Origin of the sequence: Undibacterium sp. Tian12W, assembly GCF_049339405.1 — a bacterium.
In the GTDB taxonomy this organism is placed as follows: domain Bacteria; phylum Pseudomonadota; class Gammaproteobacteria; order Burkholderiales; family Burkholderiaceae_D; genus Undibacterium.
The window spans coordinates 147,276-172,710 of record NZ_JBMPPK010000007.1 but is presented as its reverse complement, the minus strand read 5'-3'; the positions used below and the strand labels follow the sequence as shown (position 1 = coordinate 172,710).

Here is a 25,435-nt window from a genome sequence, read left to right as displayed (position 1 = left end):
ATCATTACAGCAGGTAATCAATTTGCGCTGCTGTAATCTGGTTTAAGCTATTTTCAGTTATTTCAGCGAAAAATCCACCCGGCTCGGACTGCCCTTGTCTTTGATGCCATCGGCATTGAGCCTCGGGGCAATCAGGAATAATCTTTCGCGTTCAATGCCAGAAACATCTTCCAGATAATCACGTACATTATCTGCACGTTTTTGCGCCAGGCTGCGCAAGGCATCCGGCGTGACCTGGGTATTGGCGAGTATCATTTTCTCGGCTTCTGCCGTTGGCAAGGTCTTGGCAAGGCCAATCGCATTGCGTGGCTTGGTGAATTTTTCTGCCTGATAGACTTCTTCTACATACTTGGCTTTTTCAGTATCTGTGATGACGATTTCTTCTTTCTTGATCGTGCGGTCTTTTTGATGCACGTCTTTCCATTTCAATTCGCGCATTTTTTGCAGCAGCAATATCTGGCGTATGCCATCGCTATCAGTCGCAGGTTCTACCCGGCCTATGATGTCCAGCTTCAAGGCACTGCGGCTTTTAAGTGCCTTGGCCAGATTATCAAGCTTGGCTGTTGCCTCGGGCGTCAGGCTGGTTTGACCTGGCAAGAACTCGGTATAAGCAAGTTCTTCACCGCCACCAAACATGGAACCCAGCAAGGCGAATGGCGAAGTCACGGCCTTGGTAATCACGTTCATGAAAACTTTGAAGATAATGCCACCGACTGAAAATTGCGGATCAGACAGAGAACCGGTAATCGGTAAATTAATATTTATCCTGCCCTGATTATCGCGTAACAAGGCCACGGCCAGCATGACGGGCAATTTGGTCGCGGTCGGGCTATCCACTTTTTCACCAAAAGTCAGCTGATCAAGACGCACATCATTTTCTGCCTGTAATTGCTGGTTCTCTATGCGGTAAGACACCTGCATCGACAGCTTGCCTTTTTCTATGACATAACCTGCATACTTGGCCGCATAAGGCGTCAGCCGTGTCAGTTCCAAGCCATTTGCACTAGCCTTCACATCCATGAAAATCGGATTGGACAAAGGATTCAAAGCACCTGATATGAGCAGTGGTGCATCATCATCGACCTTGCCTGTCAGTTCTATGCTTGCGGGTTGAGGATTGTCTGAAGCTATCGCACCTATGGTACCGGCAACACCCGTCAGATTAGCGGTGTAATTCGGTTTGACGAAATTGTCGGTGAAATTGATATTACCGCCCTTGAGCGTGGTCTGTGCTATACGTATCGCAAGCGGATTGGCTTTTTCTACCTTAGCTGGCAAGGGTACGGTAACGATAGTCGATGTCGCAGTTTTGCTGGTAACAGCTTTGGCAGCATCATCTGCCTGAGTTGCCTGAGCAGTTGCTTCAGCTTCTTCGGCATCTGCTTTCTTGGTGCTGAGTATGGTTTGTATATTCAGCTTGCCCTTGGCAGACAAAATGGCACGCGCATAAAAGTCGTTGAGAGCAAGCTTCTTCAGGTTGACTAATTGTTTGTCGCCACCAATCTGAGCGCTGATGCCATCCATGGAGATGTTTTTCCATTCAAGGAAATCTTCTTCCGCACCATTTTCCAGCAGGTGAAAATCATTCAATGCCAGCATGCCTTCATAATTGATCTGCCTGCTGCTATCGAGGACATTAGTCAGGTTCAGCTTACCCTTGATATCTGCCCTGCCACGTGTCAGGGCGGCATTCACATACGGTGATACATAGGGGAACAATGCTGACACAGGCAAACCCTGTCCATCCAAATTCATGCTGATATTTTTTAACTGGCTGGATGCTGTTGCATCAAGAATCAGTTTGGACTTTTTACCTATATTGGTCTGCAGAGTCATTTTCACTGCCTGTGACATATCGCTGCTGAGTTTTTCTGCATGCAGGTTAAAACCGTCAAGCCTGATTTTTACTTCTGGCGACATGGATTTATCGTTGAAGCTGACAGCACTATCCTTGAAATCCAGGCTGGCCAAATTAACTTTCCATGCAGGAGCAGATGCGGTGCTTGCCGCATTGCTGCTAGCTACCTCAGGTGCGGCCTGATTTGTGCCAGCACCAGATTTCAACCATTTTTTAAAATTCAATACCGCCTGTTCATCGCGCAATACATCGGTCACCAAACCATCAAACAATATACTGCCTATATTGACTTGCCTGCTCTCCATGTTCAGGGTCAGCTTATCAAGCGTCAATGCTTTCAGGTTAAAAATACCATCATCAGCAGACTTGGGCTTGATGGCGAACTGACTGAGCTTCATCCCCAGATCATCGACTTGCACCAGGCCTTTTTGCACTTGCAACTGTGCATTGACATCAAACTTCCCGCTGACACTTGCGAGCAGATAATTGCTCAGCAAAGGCTGGTAAGTAGCCAGTGACCAGGAGCTTAACGCCAGTTGCGCTTTGAGCGTGCCAGCCAGGGCTTGCATCTCGCCTTCCAGTTTCAGGCTCTCGTCATTTTCACCACTTAATGCAAGCTTGAAAGGCGCAGCTTTGGCATCGGCTGAAGATGACAGTCCATGCGCGCTAAAGCTGATATCTTTGAGATTGACGGTCTGTGCGGGGTTGGCGTGCTTGGCGTCACGGAAATGCACTATCCCTTTTGACAATTGCAGTTCAGCCAGTTGCTGCAAGACTGTGACAGGTTTTGCCATGCTCGCTGCTGAAGACGATGCAGAGGCAGAGGCGCTGGCTACTGTTGACACTGCCGTATTCTTGTTATTTGCTTTGCCATCTTTGGCTGGGTTAGCCGGGGCAGCCAGGCTGGCCCAGTTCAATTGTCCCTGCTGATTGATATCCAGCCAGATTTCTGGTGATGTCAGTTCCAACTTGCTGATGCTGGCTGCAGCTGTCATGACATTCACTTGCTTGATTTGCGCGTGCAGGCTGCCCAGCTTTAGCAAGGGTGCATCTGACTTATCGTTGACATGCAAATCATCCAGATTGACGTCACCCGCCAGCAGCAATTCGGCATGGGCATTTTTGCGGCTGAAAATCAAATCCAGTTTGGTAGAGAGTTTTGCGTTCTGGATTTGCACAGGTAAAGCCACGGGTACATAGGGCAGATATTGTGTCAGGTCCAGCTTATCCAAATCAATCGCCAGTGAAGTATCCAAGCTATTTGTGAATGGCCTGGCCCTGCCCTTGAGTACAAAATTTGAACCATTGACCCTGACCGACAACAGGGGTTCTACAAAACTTTCTACCTGATTAGGGAAGTTGGACACAAAGGGTACGCCGATTTGCAGTGCTTCTATCTTGAATTGCTCATTAACGACCTTGTCGTCTATCTCTATACGGCCACCGGCAAGCTGCAGATTCGCCAGCGAAAAACGTGTAGTTGATTCGCTCTTGGGCATGGCGGCAATTTTTTCCAGGATATCGCTGTAGTTGTAGCGGCCATAGCCCTCTCCCGGAGTACGGATAATATGCACATAAGGCTCCGTGAGTTTGACCTCGTCAACGATCAGGGCCTGGCGAAACAGCGATGCCACCGACAGATTCAGCACCAGCTCCTTAACCTTGACTGCCGCTGTGCGCTGGTCAGCCTCATACAGGGTCAAACCTTCTATCGTCAACGCCAGTTTGAAGGGGGAAAAGCGGATATCCGTCATGTCCAGCTTGCGGCCTATCTGCTGTTGCACTTGTTCGGCAGCGATACGTTTGACGATACCCGGCAGAAAAGCCCAGCTCAGGGCAGCCAGCAATAAGACCAGGCCAACCAGTCCTGCCGCCCAGCGCCCCAGGTGCCGGCGTTGGTTTGCATTGGTGATTTTTTGTTTTATTGTCGTCATAGTAGAGTCTGGTGCGTTTGTGTATGGCTGTATAAGATTATAGTCTTCAACGACAGCGATCAAAAGAAAACCCCGTCTGAGCGGGGTTAAAAAATGTCAATCAGCAAAGAAATTCAGACATCATCAGGCTAGCAACTTACCTGCAAACACTTTGGCTTGCGAGGGGTTGCCCGCGATGTGATAGGCCAGGTCCGCCGGTCTGGCGATGTCCCACAGCGCAAAATCAGCCGCCTTGCCTATTGCCAGACTGCCAGTTTCTTCACTCAAACCCAGGGCTTGCGCTGCATGGCAAGTAATGCCTTGTAGTGCTTCCAGCGGAGTCATGCGGAACAGGGTGCAAGCCATATTCATGGTCAGCAACAGCGAAGTCATGGGTGAAGTACCAGGATTGCAGTCCGTTGCCAGCGCAATCGGCACGCCAGCAGCACGCATGGCAGCCAATGGCGGGTATTTGGTTTCGCGCAAAAAATAAAACGCCCCTGGTAACAACACAGCTACCGTGCCGCTGGCGGCCATCGCTGCTATGCCTTCATCCGACAAATATTCCAGATGATCGGCAGACAAGCCTTTATATTGTGCCGTCAATGCTGCACCGCCCTGATCCGATAATTGTTCAGCATGCAGCTTGACTGGCAAGCCATGCGCTTGCGCCGCCTTGAACACCAGTTCGGTTTGCGCTGGCGTGAACCCTATTTTTTCACAGAATACATCAACGGCATCAACCAGACCTTCAGCCACCAGAGCTGGCAACATCTGCTCGCAAACCAGTTTGATGTAATCGTCGGCTCTGCCTGCATATTCGGGTGGCAAGGCATGCGCGCCTAAAAACGTAGTTTTGACACGTACCGGGAATTCACGCCCTATGCGTCTGGCCACGCGCAGTATGCGGGCCTCGGTTTCCAGGTCCAGGCCATAGCCAGACTTGATTTCCAGCGTCGTCACGCCTTCGGCCAGCATGGCATGCAAGCGCGGCAGCGTTGCTACCAGCAATTCATCCTCAGACGCTGCACGGGTAGCATGCACGGTGGCGGTGATACCGCCGCCCTGTCTGGCGATTTCTTCATAGGCGACGCCATTCAGGCGCGCTTCAAATTCATTGCTGCGGTTGCCGGCATACACCAGATGGGTGTGGCAATCGATGAGGCCAGGCGTCAGCCAGCAACCCTTGCCATCATGGGTTTTGACGGCGACATACCCGGCAGGCAATTCACTTTGCTTGCCTAGCCAATCAATCTTGCCGTTTTTGACGGCGATGGCTGCGTCCCTGATTTCGCCATAGCCATCTGTCATGCATGCGAGATGGACATTGATCCACAGGCTATCCCAGGATAAAGCTGTAGTAGTCATCAGCTGTCACCCATGCTTAAAAATTGTATGCGTATCAGATACAGTACAGCACCCTCGTCAGCGTGCAGGTTCAGGAGTATGCCCTGATGCTCATGCTCTTCTTCAAACAGGCAGCAATCATAGTCTTGCAAAGTCTCACCTGTAGCCAGACTGGCATTGCCTTTGGCGCAAAACAACAAAAGCTGCTGGGCATCATTCGCTTCGATGAAATGCTTGCCTGCTTCCAGCCTTTGCATGTGATGGGTACAGACATCGCGCCGCGTCATCATATTCAGGTCCAGCACGGTGCCATGCAAGAGTTCGGCATTGATGGGTGTTTCACCTTTGAACTGATGCGGCAGGCTGTCCTGCTTGAGGAAAACACTCTGGCCATGAACCTGTTCGCTATCGCTATGCAGTATCAGGCCTTCCCCAGACAAAATCGCCAGCGTCCTGTCTATCTGGGCGAAATGCGAAAACGGGCCATTGCTGCTGACTTCTGCCGTACTCAGACGCCAGACGAAATGATCAAGGCTGGCATCTGTAGGAAATATCGCCAGCTCAGTCGTGCTACCGCCGCCATTTTTCCATGGCATGGTTTGATAATCGAGTCTTGTCCACTTACGCATGGTAATCAAAAGCTTTCAACAAAATACAAAAATGGCCCTCCCAGATGAGAGAGCCACTATCTTAATACAAACTGCTTAATACAAGCTGCCTAATGCAAACTGCTCAGGTTCAAGCAGAATCAGGCCAAATACAGATTTTGATACAGCTGCTGGCATTGCGCGCTCAAATGGCCTTCAACCACCAGCGCTTTTGCTGCTTCTATGTCAGGAGCAAAGAACCTGTCTTTATCATAGAAAGCCACTTTTTCACGCAAAAGCGTATGGACTTGCTTCAGCATGGCCGAAGTTTGCAAAGGCGCATGGAAATCCACACCTTGTGCCGCCGCCAGCAATTCTATGCCAACGATGGTCGCTGTATTGTGGGCCATTTCATGCAAACGACGCGCGCCGTAGGTCGCCATACTGACATGGTCTTCCTGATTCGCAGAAGTCGGGATACTGTCCACGCTGGATGGATGGGCGTGTGATTTGTTTTCAGAAGCCAGCGCCGCTGCGGTCACATGGGCGATCATGAAGCCAGAATTCAAACCAGATGAAGGCACCAGGAAAGGTGGCAGGCCAGAGATCGATGAATCGATCAGCAAGGCGATGCGGCGTTCAGAGATAGAACCAATTTCTGCTATCGCCAGAGCCAGGGTATCGGCCGCAAAAGCCACAGGCTCTGCATGGAAGTTACCACCAGAGATAACTTCACCTGTTTCCACGAACACCAGTGGATTATCCGTCACCGCGTTCGCTTCTATCAGCAAAGTGCGTGCCGCATTATTGATAATGTCGAGGCAGGCACCCATGACTTGCGGCTGGCAGCGCAGGCAATATGGATCTTGCACGCGTTCATCATTGACGAGGTGGGACTGGCGGATTTCACTGCCTTCCAGCAGGCTGCGATATATCTGAGCTGTCGCAATCTGACCAGGCTGACCGCGGCTGCTATGGATGCGCGCATCAAACGGTGCATCACTGCCCTTGGCAGCATCGACTGACAAGGAACCGGTAATAGTGCCAGCTTCCAGCAAACGCTCTGCCAGGAACAGGCCATTCAAGGCCAGCGCAGTGGATACTTGCGTACCGTTAATCAGTGCCAGGCCTTCCTTCGCAGCCAGAACGACAGGCTTGATCCCGGCAGCAGCCAGTGCCTCTTTTGCTGGCACCAGCTTGCCATTCACCCGTGCATCGCCCTCACCCAGCATAGCCAGGGTCATATGCGACAAAGGAGCCAGATCACCGGATGCACCCACCGAACCCTTGACCGGGATAGTCGGCATGATGCCTGCGTTATACATGGCGATCATGCTGTCAATCACAGAAGCACGGATGCCGGACACGCCACGCGCCAGACTGGCGATCTTCATCGCCAGGATCAGGCGCACGATCTCGTCAGAAATAAATTCGCCTGAGCCAACGGAATGCGACAGGATGAGATTGCGCTGCAAGAGTTCCAGCTGGTCATCAGGGATACGCGTCTTGGCCAGTTTGCCAAAACCGGTATTGATGCCATAAGCAGCATCGCCCTTGGCGACGATTTTATCGATGGTAGCGGAAGATGCATTGATTGCTGCATAGGCAGATACTGCCAGCTTCAAAGGCTGCGCCTTGATCCAGATAGAGCGCAAGTCGCTCAGCGTGAACTGGCCGGGTTGAATTTCAAAATGATTACTCATGTTTTTTTCCTGAATACTTTAAATAATTTGCATGGTCAAATTCGGAGGGCAATCTACTCCTTCCCCTTCAAGGGGAAGGTTGGGATGGGGATGGGTTTCTTCAGCAATTTGGATTCGTAATCGATCAACCGAAACCCATCCCACCCTGGCCCTCCCCTTGAAGGGGAGGGAATATAAAAGCAAATTACCATTCTCGCGATAAATAAAATCAGCTTACTTGGCAGTACCCTTAATCATAGGCAAATTCAAACCCTCACGCTCAGCACAAGCAACCGCCTGCTCATAGCCCGCATCCGCATGACGCATGACGCCAGAACCGCAGTCATTGACCAGTACACGCGCCAGGCGTTTCGCCGCAGCTTCGGTACCATCAGCAACGATGACCATGCCAGAATGTTGAGAGTAACCCATACCCACGCCACCGCCATGATGCAGCGATACCCAACTGGCACCGCCAGCGGTATTGAGCAAAGCATTCAGCAAAGGCCAGTCGGAGACTGCATCTGTACCATCGCGCATGCCTTCGGTTTCACGATTGGGGCTGGCGACTGAGCCTGTGTCCAGATGGTCACGGCCAATGACGATCGGTGCTTTCAATTCGCCATTTTTGACCATTTCATTGAAGGCCAGACCAGCGATATGACGTTCACCCAGGCCCAGCCAGCAAATACGTGCAGGCAAACCCTGGAAGGCAATGCGCTCACCGGCCATCTCCAGCCATTTGTGTACGCCTTTATTGTCAGGGAACAGTTCCTTGATCTTGGCATCGGTCTTGCGGATATCTTCCGGGTCACCCGACAGAGCTACCCAGCGGAACGGGCCTTTGCCATCGCAAAACAGTGGGCGGATATATGCAGGTACAAAGCCAGGGAAGTCAAAGGCATTCTTGACACCAGTGTCAAAGGCCACCTGACGGATATTATTGCCATAATCAACCGTCGGTATGCCCATGGCGTGGAAATCCAGCATCGCTTGTACATGCACAGCGCAGGCTTGTGATGCATCGGCGGTCAGTTTGGCATGCTGGGCAACGTCTTGTTGCGCAGCCTTCCACTCAGCGACTGTCCAGCCTATAGGCAGGTAACCATTGATGAGGTCATGAGCAGAGGTTTGATCCGTTACCAGATCAGGTTTCATGCCACCCGCTTTTGCGCGCTTGACCAACTCAGGCAATATTTCTGCAGCATTGCCGAGCAAGGCGATGGATACTGCTTCTTTACGGTCGCAATGATGTTTGATCAAAGCCAGAGCATCGTCAAGATCTTTGGCTTGCTTATCGACATAGCGAGTGCGCAGACGGAAGTCTATGCTGGATTGCTGGCATTCAATATTCAGCGATACCGCACCGGCAAAGCTGGCGGCCAGTGGTTGTGCGCCACCCATGCCACCGAGGCCTGCTGTCAATATCCAGCGGCCACCCCAGTCACCATTGAAATGCTGGCGGCCTGCCTCAGCAAAGGTTTCATACGTGCCCTGGACGATGCCTTGCGTGCCTATATAAATCCAGCTGCCTGCAGTCATCTGGCCATACATGAACAGGCCCTTGCGGTCGAGTTCATTGAAATGTTCCCAGTTGGCCCATTTGGGAACCAGGTTGGAATTGGCAATCAGCACGCGCGGTGCGTCTTCGTGCGTCTTGAATACGCCCACTGGTTTGCCGGATTGGATCAGCAGGGTTTCATCTTCATTGAGTTCTTTGAGCGATGCCAGTATCTGGTCATAACATTCCCAATTACGGGCTGCGCGGCCTATGCCGCCATAGACGACCAGATGCTTGGGGTTTTCTGCGACCGCGGGGTCGAGATTATTCTGGATCATGCGGTAGGCCGCTTCGGCTACCCAGGTCTTGCAGGTTTTTTCTGCGCCGCGTGGTGCGTGGATTTCGCGGCTGGCATCCCAGCGTGGATCGTTGTTCATAGTCTCTCTCCATCAGTCAGTGAATACAGGATAGCGGCAAAATCGCAGATATACCGCCCAAATTTAAGAATCCGGTCAAGCCAGCAAACATGCGCAAAACCGGACAAAGCTGAATCATTGAGAGAAAGTTTAAGTTGTATATACAACTTTTGCAAGCGAATAATAAAAGGATAGTGCAAAAATTTTAGTCATCCGCCACTTTGGCGAGATATTACCGGATCATGCCGTTAACGCCACTACTTACCCATGCAAAAAAGGTCGAGAATAGCTACATAGTCAACCCACTCATGAAAGGCAAAAACCATGTCCGTCGTCACTGAAGTCGCCGCAGCCAGCAGCCAGGAAGCCATCGCCTATTTTGCAGACAGCCTGCGTTTTGAGACAGATTGCTGGGATACTCACCATGCAATGTCTGAAGGCAAGGCCGATTTTGTCTTGCTGGACGTGCGCAGCCCCGAGTCTTATGCCAAAGGCCATGTACCTGGCGCAATCAATCTGCTCAGGGGGAAAATCATTGCCTCAAAACTGGCCAGCTATCCGGCAGATACTCTATTTGTGACTTATTGCGCAGGCCCTCATTGCAATGGTGCAACCAAAGCGGCAATCAGGCTGGCGCAGCTTGGCCGCCCTGTCAAAATCATGATAGGCGGCATCACAGGCTGGCTGGATGAGGGTTTTAGCCTGACAACAGAAGCCACTGAACTGGCATGAGCACAGGAGCAACTGAATTCAGCGTACGACCTGCTCTGGCCAGCGACGCAACAGACTTGTTACAACTGATGCGTGAGCTGGCAGCCTTTGAAGGCTACCTCGCTGAATTTAGCGTCACCGTTGAAGATTTGCTGGAACGTGGCCTGGATACAGAAAGGCCACAATTCAGGGCTTATGTGGCGGCAGCACCAACAGGTGCCTTGCTGGGCTATGCAGTCCTGGTCGAAGTCGCTTTCACCTATGACCTGCACCCGGACTGGCGACTCAAAGAATTGTATGTCAGCGCAACGGCGCGCCAGCTTGGCATAGGCAAGGCATTGATGGAAACAGTCATAGCCGATGCCAGGCAGCATGGTTGCGGCAGATTAAAATGGGATGTGCTGCCAGACAATAGCAATGCAAAACAGTTTTACAGACAGCTTGGTGGTGAACCGGTAAAGGACTGGGAAGCGTGGGCATTGGCACTCACGCCCTGAATTAAACCCAGTTAAATTCATGAATATTTTTCAGATCATCCCGCATGGATGATCTGTTTTTCCAAGGATTTCCAATACATTTCAGCCATCTATATTCAAGGCCGCATTCATAGATGGATAGCTTAGCTCATGTTTGAATAAGGCAGCTGTCTGCCGCTGATGCAAAAACTGGTGCACGCCTTCCCTGCCGTGGTGATAAGCAAGCTGGAAAGGCACAGGCCCTAGCGAAAAACGACGGCAGCCGGCGGCAAACAATTGGCTGATGTCTGGCATGTCGGGCACAGCCATGATGTTGACTGGAATATCAAGTGCCTGGGCAATTGTAGAAATGGTTTCAGCGTCGCATAGCCCTGGCAAAAACGCAGCACTGGCTCCGGCAGCCTGATAGGCTTGCGCACGGTTAATCGCCATTTGTATGGCAGCATCACCGTTCGCCAGTCCACGTAAATAAACATCTGTCATGGCGTTGATGAAAAATCCGGTACCTGCCAGCTTGCTACGTATGGCCTTGATTTTTGCGACCAGCAATTCAGGTGTACCACCGCCATCTTCAAGATTGATACCAGCCGCGCCATACTGCTGCAAGTCGGCTACCAGGCTGGCAACGGCGTCGGCATCGTCGCTATAGCCATCTTCGATATCCACGGACAAAGGCACTTTGATGACACGCATGATGCGTCGTACGGCTGCCAGCAATTCTTCACGGGGCAAGGTGCCACCATCTGCATAACCCAGCGCCCAGGCCAGCGAGGCACTGGAGGTGGCAATTGCGCTTGCACCATCATGCTCAAACAGGACTGCACTGGCAGCATCCCAGGCATTGGGTAACAACAAGGGTGTACTGCCCTCGTGCAATTCTTTGAATGTACTAAAGCTTGTGACTGTCATGAAAACTCCAAATGTTAGTCAGGTAGAAAACATCGAAATCTTACGCAATGCGACAGGATATATCACGCCGGATTCGGCCATTATTGTCACGCAAAAAAAGCCGGGCTGCGCTGCACCAACCTGCAGGCAATCCGGCTCTTTGATTCATACATTTTTTTATCTGCCCACATCAAGCATATCAGGCATCAAAGCCACCGTCTGCCTTGAGATTGGCACCGGTAATGAATGCCGCATCTTCACTCGCCAGGTAGGCAACCAGGCTGGCAATTTGTGTGCCTGTACCGTATTTACCTGTCGCCATGTAGCTGCGCATGGTGTCAGCAAAAGCACCGTTGGCCGGATTCATTTCTGTATCAACCGGGCCTGGCTGTACATTATTAACGGTGATGCCACGTGCGCCCAGGTCGCGTGCCAGGCCGCGTGTGAAAGAGGCCACCGCACCTTTGGTCAGTGCATACAGCGACAAGCCAGGTACAGGCACATAATCACTGTTAACGCTGCCGATGTTGATGATGCGGCCGCCCTCTTTCATATGACGTTGCGCTTCTTGCGAGGCGACAAACACGCCTGTCACATTGACAGCAATCAGGCGTTGATAATCTTCCATGCTGATATCTGCAATGCCACCGGCGACCAGTGCACCCGCATTGTTGACCAGGATATCGAGACCACCAAATTCTGCGACTGTTTTTGCCACCGCCTGTTTAACTGCATCTGCATCTTGCGCATCAGCACGGATAGCCAGTGCCCTGCCGCCCGTTGAGCGTATATCTGCAACCAGTTGTTCTGCCTGCTGTGCGCTGCTGGAGTAAGTGATCGCAACTGCTGCGCCATCTGTTGCCAGTTTGCGTGCAATGGCAGCACCTATACCGCGTGAACCGCCGGTCACCAGGGCCGTTTTACCAGCCAGGTTTGCTTTGGATGTGTTTGCTTGTGTGCTAAGTGCTTGTGTACTGAATGCTTGTGTCATGTCGTTCTCCTGTGTAGTTGACTTGCTTAAGTTTGATTCGGTTTAATTTCTTTAATCCGTGATTGGATGTGGCTATTTTGTGCTTTTTAAATGATTACAAGTAGTCCATAATCGATAACATCACTTTCAACCAAAGGTTGAAAGTAGAATGAAGCTAATAATCAAGATCAAAGACTTAACCCAGAGGGAATCATGGAAACACTGGCAAGCATAGAATCTTTCGTCCGTAGTGCTGAGGCAGGCAGTTTTTCCCAGGCAGCACGTAACCTGGGCCTGACCCCAGCGGCTGTCAGTAAAAATGTCGCCAAGCTGGAATCCCGGCTGGGCATACGCTTGTTCCAGCGCAGCACGCGCAGCCTGATGTTGACGGAGGCGGGAGAAGTATTCCTGGCGCAGATCAAGGGTGGGCTGGACAGCATACAGGCTGCACTGGCGAATGTAGAAAACGTCGCAGGCAAACCCGCTGGCGTATTAAAGATCAGCCTGGCGCTGGCCTTTGGGCGAGATTATGTTTTGCCTGCGGTAAATGATTTTATTAACACTTACCCTGATGTCATACCCGATCTGCATTTTGATAACCGCAGCGTAGATATCATCGCTGAAGGTTTTGATGTTGCCATCGGCGGTGGCATAGAACTGGTGCCGGGTGTTATTGCGCGTGAAATCGGGCGTGCTCATGTCATACCGGTTGCTTCGCCAGCCTATATCGCGGCTCACAATATGCCAACAAAACCCGCAGACCTGGCTCACCTGGATGGCATCATGCGCCGCTCATCACAAAGTGGCAGGCTGCGCTCGTGGACGCTGCGCAATGCTGCGGGTGAAGAAGCACACATGGAATTGAAGACGCGCATCATCATGGATGACCCGGAAGCCATGTGCCGTGCTGCCTTGCTGGATCTGGGTGTCGCCATGGTGCCCAGGCTGCATGCATTGCCTTATCTGGAAAGCGGCACATTGCTACGCCTGTTACCCAACTGGTATGCGGATATTGGCCCTATTTCGCTCTACTACTCCAGCAGCAAGCTGATGCCAGCCAAGACCAGGCTGTTTGTCGATTTCATCCTCATGCGTTTTCGTGAACTGGATATTGCCGGTAAATTTTCTGCATCACCGCGCAAGAAGTGAGACTAGGGGACACTAAGTGACACTTAGTAACAGTACATGCCAATATATTCGCTATCACAGCAGTGCTATGAGAAAATGCAAATACCTATCACTCCCATGTCAGCCATACTGTGAAACCCAGCAAGCCAGATACCCCAGCGTTTCAAGTCATCAAAGATACCCTGCTCCAGGAAATCCAGTCAGGCAAATGGAAAGAAGGTGATGCCATCCCCGCCGAAACTGCACTGGCCAGCCAGTTTGGTGTCTCGCGCATGACAGTCAACCGCGCCGTGCGCGAACTTACCAGCGAGCAAATCCTGACGCGCATACAGGGCTCAGGCACTTATGTGGCACAACAAAAATACCAGGCAACGCTGGTGGCAATCAAAAGCATCGCAGAAGAAATCCGCTCACGCGGCCATACTCATCGCAGCGAACTGCATGAGTTAAAAGCAGAAACCGCGAGCGAGCAACTGGCAGCAAAATTCCAGGTCAAGGCGGGTCATAGTTTATTCCATTCCGTCATTGTCCATTTTGAGAACGATGTGGCGATACAGGTTGAAGACCGCTGGGTCAACTCCAGCGTCACGCCAGAATACCTGCAACAAGACTTCAGCATCATGACCCCAAACGAATACCTGGTCGCAGTCGCGCCTTTGCAAGGGGTTGATTACAGCATAGAAGCAGTGCTGCCACCTAAACAGATCGCCGAGATGTTGCATATCTCAGCCAAAGAAGCCTGCCTGGTCTTGCACAGAACTACCCGATCGCGCGACATGATCGCCACCTGCGTGACGATGTGGCATCCGGGTAAGCGTTATCAGTTTGCGGGTAGCTTTTAAATTCAAGGCGGCTCAAAAAATCTGCCGACACAGAGGCACAGAAGGCACAGAGGGCTCAGAGAAATTGATTTGAGTCTGTTGTACTTGCAAATTTCGCAAGCAAGCCAATCCATCTATCAATAAAGCGCTGCGTAACTGCGTAATACGGGCGGCGTTTCACTGACTGACGAATGCTTGAGCAAGGCGCTCAGCCAATTCCGCTGCTTGCTCTCTGTCGATCACGTTCGTGAAGCTCAACAGCAAGCCACTCTCTGCGGTTGCTGAAATATACGATCTGGACAGCGGCTGAACACTCAGTCCAGCACGTTGTGCATTTTCTGAAATGACACAATCGTCCATGCCCTTGTCCAAGCGCGCAAGCAGATGCATACCTCCTACCTGATGATCAATAGACAGGCGGTCAGCAAGTTTTGCGAGCAATGCGTCGCTCAGTAGTTGCCGTCGCTTCGAGTAGAGATCCCTCATTTTTTTAAGATGGCGCCCAAAATGCCCCTCCTCAATAAATCTGGCAGTCGTTACCTGCCATAAATGAGGGCAATGGCTGTGCATTTTGTCGATCATTTCGGTGAAACGAGGAACAAGTTTTTCTGGCACCACTAAATATGCAAGTCTCAAACCAGGCAACAGCACCTTGCTGAACGTTCCACAATACAAAACCCGGTTCTGCACATCCAAGCTTTTTAGTGCGGGTAATGGCCGACCGTTATATCTATACTCACTGTCGTAGTCATCTTCTACAATCCAGCTTTCCTGATCACTCGCCCAATCCAACAAAGCCCGGCGGCGAGGCATCGACAATGCAACGCATAGTGGGCTCTGATGTGTCGGTGTAACAACTGCAAAGCGTGCATCCGGCATTAGCTCAATACCTGCTTCAACTACCATTCCATCACCATCCACAGGTACTGGTATCAATTTTGCCCCGGCCTCACTAAAAAAGTTATTGCTTGCAAAATATCCGGGATCTTCCACCCAGCAACTATCACCCGTTTGCAACAAACTACGGCAAATTAAATCAAGGCATGCCCGGTAACCCGCAACGATGAAAACCTGGCCTGGAGTGCAAGATATACCTCGGGAAACGCCGAGATACCCCGCAACCGCCGTTCGTAACGACAAATGGCCCCTTGCATCCGGACAAATTGAACTGTCCAGAAAGGAGTGCCGCAATTCGTTTGAGGCAATTCGGTTCCATAGCTTGCGAGGAAAAGCATCTAGCGCTGGCAGTCCCATTTGAAATGGCAATGGCGCTTCCCCTGAGTGAACAAGAGAATTTTGAGCCAATGAACTAAGTGGTGTTGCCGAGTTTTGTGGGGCGGGCTTAATAAACGGCGACACAATTGTTCCGGCAGCTCCACGCCCGATCAGATATCCGTCATTGATCAACAACTGGTAGGCAGTTTCGATTGTTCCTCGCGCCAGATTTAGCTCAGAAGCCAACGCCCGGACAGAAGGTACGCGATCACCCGGTTTCAAGCGACCATCAGAGATGGATTTACTGAAACGTAAGTAAATCTGTCGATATAAAGGGGGCGTTTCTTCCTTATTAATAAGAATATTTTCCAATAACATGTCCTAGTCGTTTTTCCAGTTTTTGGCTCTATAGCGTCAGGCCCGAGGATAGTACACTAACATCCTTTCGTCGATGAGAAGCTGCTTATGAAGCGTAGAGAGTTCAAACTGTTGCAGAGCCAAGCTGATATTGAGGCAGGATTTGAACTGATGCGACAGCTCCGGCCACAGTTAGGAGATCTGGACTCATTCACGCAACAAATAGATCGTCAATCACAACAAGGATATCGATTATCAGGCCTTTGGCAGGACGAAAAATTGGCCGGACTGATCGGATTTCGTGAATCAGAGAACATGCTTTACGGGCGACACCTATATGTGGATGACTTAGTTGTCGCCGTATCGCTGCGGAATTCAGGACTGGGTGCAGATCTGCTCAACAAGGTTCGCGACGAAGCTAAACGGCTCGATTGTACCTTTATCGTACTAGATACCAGTCTGCAAAAACCTATGGCCCAACGATTCTATTATCGTGAAGGTCTGCTGGCGACGGGCATGCGTTTTGTTCAAAAACTTGGAACAACTTAGAAAGATGAGTTTCTGTAGTTTGCGGTCAAAGCTGCGTCGACGGCAACAACCTCACTATTTCGACGTTCGCGAAAGACAATTTTTATTACAACTACTTAAATTTGTTTAGCAAATTATGATGACTCTATTTTTCTCTCTAATAGCATGTGCATAACCATACGTGACCTGGCTGTAGCTACTGGTTTTTCAGTGGGGACGATTTCTCGTGCACTCAAAAATCAGACTGGATTGACAGAAGCCACGCGCGTATTGGTCTTTAATGCAGCGCAAGAAATGGGTTACGACCTGTCAAGATTAAGGCCTGGGCGCATACGTCGCATCGCTTTCCTTTTACACAGGCAGCACAATAATTTGTCGAGCAGTCCATTTTATTCTATCGTTTTGCATGGAGCAGAAGCAGCCTGCAGGCGAGCTGGAATTACTTTGTCATTTATCGCAGTTGGTCCAGCGGAGCCAGTGATGGATCAAATCAGGGTGCATAAGCCAGACGCGATTGTGTGTGCAGGATATTTTGAAACAGAATTATTGCAATCGATACGCACTTCAGGAAAACCCATGGTGCTGATCGATATGCACCTGCCCGGTTACACCTCGATTAACCCAAATCATCGCCTGGGTGCCTATCTGGCCACACAGCACTTGATAAAAACGGGCCGCAAACGGATAGCCATGCTGACAGGTCCTCATGCACACTACAGTATTCAAGAACGTATTCACGGTTTTCGTAAGGCCTTGTTTGACGCAAAAATACTGACCAATCCAGAATATGAAATTGCGATTCCACATCAGGCAGAAGAAGAAAAATTGGTGAGGCAAGCAGTCACAGATTTGCTTTCCATGTCTGAGCCACCAGATGCTCTATTTTGCTACAACGACCATACTGCCTTGACCGCTATGGCTGCATTTCTTGATAAGGGGGTAAAGGTTCCTGACGATATTGCTATTGTTGGTTTTGACGATATCCTTGCTGCTGTGAACGCTCATCCAGCTTTAAGTAGCATCGCCGTGGATAAAGAAGAACTAGGCGCAGAAGGAATAGCCATGCTTCTACGCAATGCACAACAAGAAAACCTGGAGACAACACTTGCAGTGAAATTGATAGTACGGGGCAGTAGTGTGCAAGCTGTTTAATATCTGCGCGTGGTCGGACTAAGGCAACAGCGCTATAGAATTTTTGAAAAAACCGTGCGTCGCCCCCAACAATTTTTTGCTTCAATTGCGCTACGTTGTGTGCGACAACATCACGCAAAGGCGGGGACTGATCTTGCAGAAGAAGTCAATCCACTGAAAGGTAAATCAAACCAGAGCAATACTTTTGCGGGGGCAGTCATGCCTTTTGGCATGTTCTATTTTTGCCCTGCGACTTCGGGTCTGGCCTTCAAGAAGACCGTGGCTCAATGCTCAATGGGCACAGAGGCCAACCGCTTCCTCGCAGATCAGTCTTGCCGTCCTAATCTATCCTGTCGAGCGCTTCCGGTGGCAGATTACTGCAAGCTAGTCGTCCCAGCTCCGCAAGCCCAACATCGAAACACAGGACGTTCTTGATCAGGTTTTCGATCAGGATAGCCAATAACGTAACCGATGCTGACACTGGTGCCAACTGTAACTCATTAATTCATGATTGCTTTATGTCAGATTTATAGCGATCAAACTACAATCTATTATTGATCTTGCATTAAAACTGCTCGATGCGTTCAAAAAAAGAGTTCGTGGTCCTTCATAAATGGCGAATTCTTCGCCTTAAAATTTTCCACGATATCTGTCACCCAAATCCCTCCTCAGCGCGTTATATCTTGATAATCTGGCACTTGTAATTTTGTATTTAATGCAGCGGTAACACCTTGCATGTGCTGACAAGTTAAAATACGGCTTACATTGATATAAGCAAGAAAGAAACATCATGGCAAAAAAGAATGAACTGGACCCGGAAACCGAGGCGCTGATTGCCTGGTGCACGGAAGTAGAAGGCTTCCTGGTCGCTGGCGGTGCCACCGTGAGCCAGGCCCAGGATCATATAGAGGAGCAGATAGAGTGGTTCACCGATCTGTTTTTTGATGGATTAACACCAGAAGAAGCTGCCAAGGAAGCGCTGGCTTAAGCGCCTGTATCCTCAGATACCCGCCTCAACTAGCAATTAATTGAAATAAAGATGATTCATCGCAAATTATTAGTACCCCTCACCCTCGCTCTTGCCTTGTTAAGCGCCTGCACCACCAGCTCCAAACATGCGGGGCTGCAGCACGAAGAATTTGGTGCAACCGGCGTGTTTACCCGCGCCTTTCCCGGCACCGAAAAAAGCGCCTGTGAGGCAGCGCGCCGTGCCTTGCTCAGCCAGGGTTACGTCATCAGTGAATGGAAGCCTTCTGTACTCAAAGGCCGCAGGAAATACCAGCCAGAAGCAGACATCCACGCAGAAATTGAATTTAATGTCGTCTGCGTGGCCAACAGCAAAGGCAGCAATAGCACGACCGTTTTTGCGAATGCCGTTCGTGACCGTTATTCCCTGAAAAAGAGTAATACTTCAGCGAGCATAGGCGTCAGCGCCCTGGGTTCAGTGTCACTGCCATTTGGCTCAACTGACGATGCCCTGGTCAAGGTCGCCAGCGAAACCATTCCTACTGGCCAGTTTTATGAGCAGTTCTTTGAACTCGTTGATCGTTACCTGGATGCGGTTCCCTATATCCAGGATACCGAAGAAGAAAAGAAGACTGTTGTTGTAACGCCTGCGACCCCAGCGGCCACGAGCGCAAGCCAGCCTGCTACCAGCACGCCGCCGCCCATTGAGTCTGGCAAGAAATCCGAGGACTAACTCATGCAAGCGGACGATCTGCAAAGACTGCTGAGTTTCAAGATGCCCTATGGCAAGTACAAGGATACTGTCATCGCTGACCTGCCCGGCAATTACCTGGGCTGGTTTGCGCGCGAAGGTTTCCCCAAGGGTGAGATAGGCCGGTTACTGGAATTGATGCATGAGATCGATCACAATAACCTTAAAGAATTGCTGGAGCCATTGAGGAACAAGAGCTGAAAACACTCCCCTCGCTCGCTACGGTCAGAGCAGCAAATCGCATGGGGCCTAAAATAAAAAAAAGCAGACATGTTCAACATGTCTGCTTTTTTGCCATCCTGAACTAATTGATTAGTTCGTTTTGACTTCTTTGCTTTGACGTTTGCCAGCAGCAGTTGCAGGCAGGTATTTCATAGGATCATTCACGCCGGCTGCATAGGCAGTTACCAGGCTACGCTGTCTCATGCAAGAAGCACTGAGTACTGTTGCATCAGGTGCAGCAGAGTTCACGCATACCTGCAAATCCTTGACTGTATCCAGAGGAATACCAGCTGCGGCAGCAACAGAAACGATGGATTGTGGATTAGCACCGCTGGCGACCAGATTATCAACCGTAGCCTGTAAATTACTTGTCGTTGTCAGCGCATTGAAAATGCCATCAACAGAGGTATCTACGCCTTCAGCGCAAGCTACCGACAAACCACCGGCCAAAGCCAGACCCATCAATGTATTTTTGATCATTTTTTTCATCAGTATCCTCCAACTTGTTGACAAACCATTTTGTCGCACGCAAATGATTCTAATTAAGTGTAAATCAAATTGAAAGCAGATATTTGTAACCTGCGGGCTCAGATCAATATATTGATCAAATTAGCATTTAGCTACTTTTAAAGGATTTTGTCACTGGTATGCCAACAATAGAATTTATACGCGCCTTCTGTTTAAAGGGCGTTCGCGCCAGAGCACAGGCAAAACCTGAGCTATCCTGGCTCTCAAGCTGCTTGCTGGACCTGCCCTCTCTGTGCAGCGATTGCATTGAGCTCATCGATAATTGACTGGTCTCTTTCCAGTGTCTTGGCTGGGGGGATCACCAGAGTAGTGATTTGCTTGAGTTTCATTCGTGGTAAGTCTCCAAGACGAATCTTGTCTATACGTGTTTTTTCCAAAGGATCAGTGGCAGCTTCATATAAAATCACTTCATGATCCAATGAATAGCTACGTGCAAGCTTGTTAACCAATATCTGCAAATACTCTTCATTGGTTTCAAGTTTTTTCAATGCCAGCTCACCTGCAATACCTGGCTGCCACAGTATCAGCAGCGCCGTTGTGTCGATAGTGCGGTGGTAAATCATGAATTGCGTTGATTCCATCGATTGCATGCCATAGGTACCCGGGTCTATACCCAGGTCTGCAACCAGGCAATCGAGAGCTGAAATACCGGGCTCCATGTGTGCTTGATATCCCTCAGCTCTCGCGTCTGCAATTGCCATGTGAGAAATACAGGCGAAAATTCCGGGGTGACCATAAAAGGCAGCGCATACTCGTTTGCCTGAGCGCATTTCAGACAATATGGTGTCTGCCATGCGCCTATATGTATCCCGTCTATTTTTCCCGTCAATTTTCATGTCTTCATAATAGGAATTCAGGCAGATATATTCTTTAGCTACACCTTGCAACCATTTATGCGTAAAAATATTCGGCACCGCCGCAACGACAACGTCAAAAGATTCGATATAGCTTTGCGCAATTGGTGTCAATTGCCCCGCCATGCGCATGCCAGTACCCACACAGACGAGTGATCCTTGTTTTTGAATTGTCATAGATTTTTAGAATTGAAAATTAGGGAAAATTGAAAAACTCAAGGGTAATAGGGTCATGCAAGAAGACTCAGCACGGCCCTATCTAGAAAAGACAGCGATGGAAATTTTTACTAAAGTAATTATTTCTATAAAAATACCGCAACCTTTCAGCAGAACTCATGTTCTGTTTTACAGAAAAGGACGAGTCCGGCAACTCATAGGCTAAGCAAAAATCTCTTCAACTTCTCTCGGCGCCTTTGTCTTTTCATACTCCCAAGAGCGGAAATAGCCCTCTGTTATATCAATGGCGTCAAAATCTTTGAAAGGAATATCCAGGAATGCAGCGACCTTCTGCTTGTCGCATCCAGTCACGGCTAATTGTTCTTCATGTGACAAACCAAAATCACGCGCAGCTTGAAGTGGATTGTTTTTATGTGCCTGAATAAGCACAGCGTTAGTGTCAAGAGCATTCAGATAATCTAACAACTTAGACATACTTTTCTCCTTGGTTGGCAAAACTTTCAGGGGTAATACCAAGAATGATTCTAAGCTCAAGCATTAACTAAAGCAAAACTATTTTTAGCAAATTATCATCAAAAAATCTATGGTGTTTGCCTGAAGACACTAACGCAGTTTCTACCTTCGGCTTTGGAGATATACAGTGCCTTGTCAGCCGCCTCCAGGGTTTCATCAAAATTCTTGAGCCCATTTCCATCTACTGTAGCCACGCCAAAACTGGCCGACAATGAGAATTTATGGCCGCTAGGTTCTGTATCTATCATTGTGATTGCCATACGGCAGCGCTCTGCCAATTGCAGCGCAGAGGCCTGGCTTGAATCTGGCATGCAAATACCAAATTCTTCGCCACCTAACCGCCCAAATAAATCAACCTTGCGCAAATGTGTCTTGACGGTTTCACTGACGTTTTTTAATACCCAGTCACCCGTAGCATGACCATAAGTGTCATTAATATTTTTAAACAGGTCCATGTCAAACAGGATGATGCTGACGCTACCAGTGCGCAATTTAAATGCTTCATTAGCGAAGCTGATGAAATGCATGCGATTGGCTGCCTGGGTCAAACCATCTGTTTGTGAGAACTGGCGGAATTGATTTTTCTGCTGCAAAGCCTTGAGTAACCAAAGACTCAGCACAACCAGGAAAATTATTACTAAGGCAACCAAGAGCAGGAGATTTTGATTATTCTTTTTTTCCAATTCACGCTCAACCGCCAGTATCTTATTCTTCTGTTCGAGCAGACTCATTTGATTGGCTTTATCTTGAGTATCGAACTTAACACGTTGATAAGCAAGATTCTTATGAAGTTGATCGTCTAGAACACGATTTTTCAATACTAAGGCCGCTTCGTAATACTCTAGTGCTGCTAAATACAGACCTTGCGCCCGCTTAATAGTCGCCATCGTTTCGGCAGTCTTTTCCATGAGATAAACAGCATTTCCAGCTTTTGCATGCTGGTAAGCTTGCAGACCATAACGTTCGGCAAGTTCCAGGTTGCCAGAATTCATATACGCACGAGACAACGCGTCTTCAAGTTGAGTGAGGTAGTCAGAACTTTGATTAGTCTTTGCGAACTCGGCCAGCAAAGGTAAGCCAGCACCTTTGCCTTGCAGATAATTGCCGGAATCAATCAAATCCACGCTTGCCAGGGAACGCAGAATAAGAGCTATAAATTTCCTGTCATGCTCTTCACAGACCTGTAAAGCTTCAGGCAAAATTGATCGTGCACGTTGTCTTTCACCCCGCATTAGATTAATCTCAACAAGGTTTGCAAGGCCGACACATTTTGATCCGCTCTCTTTGATTTTTAAATCAAAAGAAAGCATTCTATCGGTATAACTTAAAGCTTCGTCATATGCACGCAAGGAATTCAGCAAGGTTATCGCCGATTGCAGCACATCCACTTTTGCATTTTGATTTATCAGTTTTGGTAGTAAAACTATGCTCTTGTTCATCGCAAGCAAAGCTTTTTCGTACTCCCCCATGCTGGTATATCCGGAGGTCAATTGATATAACAATCTAGCCTGAAAATCAGGATCTATTGCTTTTTCAATATATGACTCAACTAATTCTACTCGTTCTTTATGTCGTCCTTTGAACCCCAATGCGGACGCACTGAGCAAATAAAAGCGGCTGCGTTGAACATCATTGAAACCTGACTCAAGCAATTGCAATTTACCCAAAGTATCAACAGCTCTTTCGGGTGCGGTACGGATATCCTGTGCGGCAGCTGAAAGCAAATCGTCAATGTTTTTTTCACTGCTTGTTTGTGCGTGGGCAACAGGGTTTCCGGCTACAAGTAACAATACAATTAAAAATGTCAGGATCCTAAATGGAATCATCACTTGAGCCGGAAAAAATTTTAGTACGCGGTTTCTGTAGTATCAATTGCAGGAACATCATCCGCAGAGATTCCCAACAATCCAGCTACAGTACTTTTGTCGCCAGACAATACTGCATCTTGCTCTTCAGCGGTCAATCCAAAATTTGTCATAGCTGACTTTGCTCCGCTTTTGTGAGCATCAAGGGCATCCGCATCTTTATCCAGTGTATTCAAATATTCAAGCAATTTAGACATGATTTTTAACCTTTCAATAGACTTCCGTTGTATAAAACACGAGGTAATACCACGGAAGATTCTATTATGTTTCTGTAAAAACTTGTAACAAATTTCAAAAAATCAATGCATTATGCGCAACACAGGGTAGCGGCGCCATTCTGGTTCCTTGAATCTTGCACAGCGGCTAAAAATAAAGTCGAGAACCGCTTGCTGGTCGCCCAGTAAACCTGGGTTTTCCTGCTTCCATTGCTCAAAGGCGGCCTTAATTTCTGGCTCGGTGTTGAGAATGTCGGTGGCGGTGTCTTCAAAGACATAATCTGAATAAGCTTCTTTCTTTTCCAGTACGCTGTTAAAGAAGCCCCAGCGGAAGAAACTGTCATGTGCCTGCGGTTCCAGGGTTTCGACTATATAGCGTGCAGCTGGCTGATCCAGCTGGACCAGGTAATCACCTGCATTGGCAATCACGTTTGCGCTGGTCGGCAACAACTGTACATCGTCATGAAACATATGCCCCTCATAAGCATGCGGGCGTGATTGCACTGACTGTATGTGATAAACCTCGGCCTGCAAGCTGGTATCGGCTTCCAGCCTCTGCATCTGCACGCCATTCCATTGCAGGCGCTCTATGACTGCGCGCCAGGCTTGCGGTATCAGGTAAGCCCTGGCTTGCTTGACTGTGATATCAGCGACAAAGTGATCGTAATAAGCGATAGCTTTTTCCCATGGCTGGCTACGGTCATACGACAGGCGCGTGTAATTACCCAGCACGCTGGGGCTATACACCGCCTGGTAACCCTTGAACATGAAGCTGGAAGGCTGACTGTGGTCAGCTACCCAATGTACTGCTGCCTGCTGTTGCTGGCTGGCAGCCTCGCGTGCTTGCGCACGTAATGCCTGTATCTCTGCGCCATGGGCGATTGTGAATGCCAGCACAGTTTCCACCAGGGCGCGCATGGAGTCATAGCGGTCGGCAAAAGGTTTCAGCATATGGGTTTCAGGCATGAAACCGATGGTGTGATGCAGGGCTGCGTAGCCGGTAGAAAAACGTGGCGTTTCCAGGAAATCTTCTATGCCATGATCAGGGCTTTCCTTGACGGGATTCACATAGGGACAAGTCGGCCAGCCACGCTCCTGCATCTCTGTATAAATGGCAGGCAACATGGTGTTGCGCAAGTAGGGGCCGAGACCATAGCTCAGTTTGTCTGCCTGGGTTTGTATCAGGGTCATGGTGTAATGGTAGTCAGCGCCATTTGAGGTGTGCGTATCAACCATGACGTCCGGGCTCCATTCGCTGAAAAAGCGGTTGAAGACCTGGGCATTTTCGCTATCACACTTGATGAAGTCACGGTTCAGGTCAAGATGCAGACTATTGCCACGAAAACCAAACTGCTCTGGCCCATCCTGATTGACACGTGAAGTATCCTGACGGTTCAGACTGCCATCGACGTTATATACGGGGATGAACAGGAATACCGTTTTACCCAGTGCTGCGAGGCGTTCAGGCTGGATACAAAAATCGCGTACCAGCGCCATACAGGCATCGATACCCTCAGGCTCACCCGGGTGTATGCCATTATTATTGAAAAATACCGTCCGTTGTTCCTGTTTGATGCGCTCGCGCTCAAATACGCCATCAGCAGTCACAATACCGGCGTGAATGGGCTTGCCGTTATCAGAAACACCGATCTGGCTGAACTGCAGGATGTTTGGAAATTGCGCTGCCAGGTTCTGGTAAAACTGTATGCAGGCTTGCCAGGTCGTAGTCTGGTTCTGGTTACCGGCTTCATAGGGTGTGATGAAGGCGGTGGTATGGTCTGTATGTGATGACATGCGTTACACCAGTTGAAGTAA

General features: G+C 49.3%; 23 protein-coding genes. 9 read left to right on the top strand and 14 right to left on the bottom strand.

The window, feature by feature from the left end; genetic code table 11:
• Window positions 1-57 precede the first annotated feature (57 nt).
• The 5 genes from ACO0LI_RS10810 to hutU form a co-directional block, all read right to left on the bottom strand.
• The gene (locus ACO0LI_RS10810) at window positions 58-3,792 is read right to left on the bottom strand and encodes a DUF748 domain-containing protein (protein WP_423032570.1); all 3,735 of its coding nucleotides are present in this window, start codon (window positions 3,790-3,792) and stop codon (window positions 58-60) included.
• A gap of 123 nt (window positions 3,793-3,915) precedes the next feature.
• Window positions 3,916-5,139: an imidazolonepropionase gene (gene hutI, locus ACO0LI_RS10805; RefSeq protein WP_423032569.1), complete on the bottom strand. Its 1,224-nt coding sequence runs from the start codon at window positions 5,137-5,139 to the stop codon at window positions 3,916-3,918.
• Complete coding sequence (locus ACO0LI_RS10800) at window positions 5,139-5,747, bottom strand: HutD family protein (protein WP_423032568.1); 609 nt, start codon at window positions 5,745-5,747, stop codon at window positions 5,139-5,141. Before ACO0LI_RS10800 ends, hutI begins: the two co-directional genes overlap by 1 nt.
• A 119-nt stretch (window positions 5,748-5,866) precedes the next feature.
• On the bottom strand, window positions 5,867-7,408 hold the full coding sequence (gene hutH, locus ACO0LI_RS10795; protein ID WP_423032567.1) for a histidine ammonia-lyase: 1,542 nt from the start codon (window positions 7,406-7,408) through the stop codon (window positions 5,867-5,869).
• 213 nt (window positions 7,409-7,621) lie between these two features.
• Entirely contained in the window at window positions 7,622-9,325 is a 1,704-nt protein-coding gene (gene hutU / locus ACO0LI_RS10790; RefSeq protein ID WP_423032566.1) for a urocanate hydratase, read from the bottom strand.
• A gap of 303 nt (window positions 9,326-9,628) precedes the next feature.
• On the opposite strand from hutU, the gene ACO0LI_RS10785 reads away from it, so the two are divergent.
• Window positions 9,629-10,036 carry a rhodanese-like domain-containing protein gene (locus ACO0LI_RS10785; RefSeq protein WP_423032565.1) on the top strand — a complete coding sequence of 136 codons (408 nt, stop codon included), beginning with the start codon at window positions 9,629-9,631 and terminating at the stop codon, window positions 10,034-10,036.
• Window positions 10,033-10,512: a GNAT family N-acetyltransferase gene (locus tag ACO0LI_RS10780; RefSeq protein WP_423032564.1), complete on the top strand. Its 480-nt coding sequence runs from the start codon at window positions 10,033-10,035 to the stop codon at window positions 10,510-10,512. Before ACO0LI_RS10785 ends, ACO0LI_RS10780 begins: the two co-directional genes overlap by 4 nt.
• An 81-nt stretch (window positions 10,513-10,593) precedes the next feature.
• Here ACO0LI_RS10780 and ACO0LI_RS10775 read toward each other — a convergent pair whose 3' ends face one another.
• Together ACO0LI_RS10775 and ACO0LI_RS10770 are read right to left on the bottom strand one after the other, a co-directional pair.
• Window positions 10,594-11,400: an isocitrate lyase/PEP mutase family protein gene (locus ACO0LI_RS10775; RefSeq protein ID WP_423032563.1), complete on the bottom strand. Its 807-nt coding sequence runs from the start codon at window positions 11,398-11,400 to the stop codon at window positions 10,594-10,596.
• 178 nt (window positions 11,401-11,578) lie between these two features.
• On the bottom strand, window positions 11,579-12,370 hold the full coding sequence (locus ACO0LI_RS10770; RefSeq protein ID WP_423032562.1) for a 3-oxoacyl-ACP reductase family protein: 792 nt from the start codon (window positions 12,368-12,370) through the stop codon (window positions 11,579-11,581).
• Between the two features lie 192 nt (window positions 12,371-12,562).
• Between ACO0LI_RS10770 and ACO0LI_RS10765 the strand changes: the two genes are divergently transcribed.
• Window positions 12,563-13,498: a LysR family transcriptional regulator gene (locus ACO0LI_RS10765; RefSeq protein WP_423032561.1), complete on the top strand. Its 936-nt coding sequence runs from the start codon at window positions 12,563-12,565 to the stop codon at window positions 13,496-13,498.
• Between the two features lie 110 nt (window positions 13,499-13,608).
• A complete protein-coding gene (gene hutC / locus ACO0LI_RS10760; protein ID WP_423032560.1) occupies window positions 13,609-14,319 on the top strand; it encodes a histidine utilization repressor in 711 nt (236 codons plus the stop codon).
• A gap of 156 nt (window positions 14,320-14,475) precedes the next feature.
• Here the strand turns inward: hutC and ACO0LI_RS10755 are convergent, their stop codons facing one another.
• Window positions 14,476-15,891: a PLP-dependent aminotransferase family protein gene (locus tag ACO0LI_RS10755; protein ID WP_423032559.1), complete on the bottom strand. Its 1,416-nt coding sequence runs from the start codon at window positions 15,889-15,891 to the stop codon at window positions 14,476-14,478.
• An 87-nt stretch (window positions 15,892-15,978) separates the two neighbouring features.
• Here ACO0LI_RS10755 and ACO0LI_RS10750 point away from each other — a divergent pair, with 87 nt between their 5' ends.
• The 5 genes from ACO0LI_RS10750 to ACO0LI_RS10730 all read left to right on the top strand — a co-directional run bounded on the left by ACO0LI_RS10750 (window position 15,979) and on the right by ACO0LI_RS10730 (window position 19,447).
• Window positions 15,979-16,419: a GNAT family N-acetyltransferase gene (locus ACO0LI_RS10750; protein ID WP_423032558.1), complete on the top strand. Its 441-nt coding sequence runs from the start codon at window positions 15,979-15,981 to the stop codon at window positions 16,417-16,419.
• A 144-nt stretch (window positions 16,420-16,563) separates the two neighbouring features.
• Window positions 16,564-17,550: a LacI family DNA-binding transcriptional regulator gene (locus ACO0LI_RS10745; protein WP_423032557.1), complete on the top strand. Its 987-nt coding sequence runs from the start codon at window positions 16,564-16,566 to the stop codon at window positions 17,548-17,550.
• A gap of 769 nt (window positions 17,551-18,319) precedes the next feature.
• Entirely contained in the window at window positions 18,320-18,517 is a 198-nt protein-coding gene (locus ACO0LI_RS10740; RefSeq protein WP_174244932.1) for a hypothetical protein, read from the top strand.
• Between the two features lie 51 nt (window positions 18,518-18,568).
• Entirely contained in the window at window positions 18,569-19,228 is a 660-nt protein-coding gene (locus ACO0LI_RS10735; protein WP_423032556.1) for a DUF2242 domain-containing protein, read from the top strand.
• A gap of 3 nt (window positions 19,229-19,231) precedes the next feature.
• Window positions 19,232-19,447 (top strand): DUF3820 family protein, encoded by a 216-nt coding sequence (locus ACO0LI_RS10730; RefSeq protein WP_423032555.1) that lies wholly within the window; start codon window positions 19,232-19,234, stop codon window positions 19,445-19,447.
• Window positions 19,448-19,558: 111 nt separating this feature from the next.
• On the opposite strand, the gene ACO0LI_RS10725 is transcribed toward ACO0LI_RS10730, so the two are convergent.
• The 6 genes from ACO0LI_RS10725 to ACO0LI_RS10700 form a co-directional block, all read right to left on the bottom strand.
• Entirely contained in the window at window positions 19,559-19,957 is a 399-nt protein-coding gene (locus ACO0LI_RS10725; RefSeq protein WP_423032554.1) for a hypothetical protein, read from the bottom strand.
• Between the two features lie 242 nt (window positions 19,958-20,199).
• Complete coding sequence (locus tag ACO0LI_RS10720) at window positions 20,200-21,027, bottom strand: SAM-dependent methyltransferase (protein ID WP_423032553.1); 828 nt, start codon at window positions 21,025-21,027, stop codon at window positions 20,200-20,202.
• A 201-nt stretch (window positions 21,028-21,228) separates the two neighbouring features.
• Window positions 21,229-21,501, bottom strand: a complete 273-nt coding sequence (locus ACO0LI_RS10715; RefSeq protein ID WP_423032552.1) for a hypothetical protein — start codon at window positions 21,499-21,501, stop codon at window positions 21,229-21,231.
• A 107-nt stretch (window positions 21,502-21,608) separates the two neighbouring features.
• Entirely contained in the window at window positions 21,609-23,366 is a 1,758-nt protein-coding gene (locus tag ACO0LI_RS10710; RefSeq protein ID WP_423032551.1) for a diguanylate cyclase, read from the bottom strand.
• A gap of 20 nt (window positions 23,367-23,386) precedes the next feature.
• On the bottom strand, window positions 23,387-23,602 hold the full coding sequence (locus ACO0LI_RS10705) for a hypothetical protein (RefSeq protein ID WP_423032550.1): 216 nt from the start codon (window positions 23,600-23,602) through the stop codon (window positions 23,387-23,389).
• Window positions 23,603-23,704: 102 nt separating this feature from the next.
• Window positions 23,705-25,414, bottom strand: a complete 1,710-nt coding sequence (locus ACO0LI_RS10700) for a M14 family zinc carboxypeptidase (protein ID WP_423032549.1) — start codon at window positions 25,412-25,414, stop codon at window positions 23,705-23,707.
• Window positions 25,415-25,435 lie beyond the last annotated feature (21 nt).